The following is a 2,018-nucleotide window of genomic DNA, read 5'->3' on the forward strand; positions in this document are numbered from 1 at the left end:
CGCCCCGGCCCCGGCCCCGTGCCCGGCCCGGCCCCGGCTCCGGTTTCGCCTCAGCATGCCTCCACCAGCTGGTTTACCCTCGGCACCATGGGAGGACCGATTGCTTCCGGTCCACGCAGCCAGCCTGCGAATCTCCTGGTGCGCGGGCGGGATGCTTACTTGATCGATTGCGGTGACGGCGCGCTCGAGCGGCTTGCCGCTACCCGTATCCGCCTTCAGCAGGTCCATGCCGTTATCCTGAGTCACCTGCACTTCGACCATACCGCAGGGCTTCAAGCCGTGCTGGGTCTGCGCTTCCAAACCGGCGTGGAAGATAAGCTGACCATCTACGGCCCACCTGGCACGCGTGCGGTGGTTGACGGCCTCCTGGCATCGATGAAGCCGGCAGTGGAAGCGGGTTATGGGCTGCCTGGCGAAACCAGCGCCAATCCTGCCGACAGCGTGGCAGTCGTCGAGTTGACTGATGGCTCCACCTTCAACCTGGAGGACGTGGCCGTCACAGTCCGGCAGAACACCCACTATTCCTTTTCAGCAGGCTCTGCGGCCGACCGGCATTTCAAATCGCTGTCGTTCCGGTTCGCAGCACCAGACCGCACGATCGCCTACACCGGGGATACCGGCCCAAGTCCTGCCGTGGAACAACTGGCCAAGGACGCGGATCTGCTGGTTTCCGAAATGATCGACGTAGATCGCACCGTGGCCAACGTCCGCCGGAACAGCCCGGATATGAGCGTTCGCGCGATGGCAGGGATGACCCAGCACCTTTCGACCCACCACCTACTACCCGAGCAGGTCGGCAAACTGGCCGCGCGCGCCGGGGTCAAATCGGTGGTCGTTACACACATCGTCGCGCCGACAGCCAGTGCGGGGGATCTTCTTGACTACCTCGCCAGAATCTCGGCGACCTATCGCGGCCCCACCGTGATTGCCGAGGATCTCGACGAGTTTTGAGCACCTGCCATTTCGAGGAGTTATTGATGCAGAATCTGAAAATTCTCGTGGTTCGCGGCGGAATTGGCGGCCTCTCTGCTGCCATTGCGCTTCCGCGCAATGGCAGCAGAGAGGCGTGCTCGACACGTTTCTTGATGCCGCCCGCGGTTTCGATGCCCTCGAGATTTTTCTGCCAGATGGTGCGAAAGTCGCACGCGTCCCAACGCCCGCATTGGTGGAAGGCAAGCCAGCCAACGTGGGCATCGTTCGCCGCGCACTCCAGAAAGTTCCAGGCGACAGCGCCGTAGCGCTCGGAGCGAACATCCGTCTGGGCGTAACAGTGGAGGCGTTAAATCAAGACGATGCCGGTGTATCGGTCAAGTTTTCCAATAGAACTGAGGAGCGATACGATATCGTTGTCGGCGCGAATGGTGTCTATTGAGGAGACTTCTGCGGCACTTCATGGCACCAAGATTGCCCAACTTGTTTCGCGTTCGCAACGGGGGCCGAAAACGGCAAAAGCCCCCGGCCATTGGGCTGGAGGCTTCAAGTCGTACATCATTGGTTGCGGGGTAGGACATTTTTAGCGGAATATGTATTTGATTCTAAAGTTTATTTTTAATTTCTTTAATTTCTACACCCCCAAAAATACCCCCACTCGTCATTGCTTGCGACCAATCGTTCTCCCAGAGCGCCAAATCGAAAAGGGCTGCCCGAGCAGATCGGGTCGGCCAGAACAGCTTTGAGTATTTTAGTTATGGCCGCTCCATCAATGCACTGACCGTCGACATAGCTGATGGGGTGGACGCCCCCGACAGCCTTTATGGCAAAGTGGAGGTGTTGAAGCACCACTGAGGAGGCGTCCGTGTCACAGGTTACCACAATCGGTCTGGATATTGAAGCGCCCCGGGTTTTCAGGAGGCAGTTTTCATTTGGCTATGCAGCCATATCGAGGTTCTCGAGGGCTGCATAGTAATTGTCTTCGGCCTCAGCGGGCGGGATGTGCCCGATAGGGCCGAAGAGCCGGTGATTATTGTACCAATCGACCCAGCGCAGCGTTGCCATTTCCACGGCCGAAACGCTTGGCC

At 59.0% G+C, this 2,018-nt stretch carries 2 protein-coding genes and 1 pseudogene; 2 read left to right on the forward strand and 1 reads right to left on the reverse strand.

Going from position 1 to position 2,018, the window contains the following annotated elements:
• Positions 1-951 (forward strand): MBL fold metallo-hydrolase (locus ADT71_RS00285; RefSeq protein WP_054434106.1); only part of this gene is annotated, 951 nt, incomplete at its 5' end.
• Positions 952-1,066: 115 nt separating this feature from the next.
• Complete coding sequence (locus ADT71_RS00290; RefSeq protein ID WP_054434108.1) at positions 1,067-1,372, forward strand: hypothetical protein; 306 nt, start codon at positions 1,067-1,069, stop codon at positions 1,370-1,372.
• Between the two features lie 494 nt (positions 1,373-1,866).
• Here ADT71_RS00290 and ADT71_RS30880 read toward each other — a convergent pair.
• Positions 1,867-2,018 (reverse strand): annotated as a pseudogene (locus ADT71_RS30880) (IS3 family transposase); the annotation flags it as partial.

The organism is Novosphingobium sp. ST904, assembly GCF_001298105.1.
GTDB lineage: Bacteria > Pseudomonadota > Alphaproteobacteria > Sphingomonadales > Sphingomonadaceae > Novosphingobium.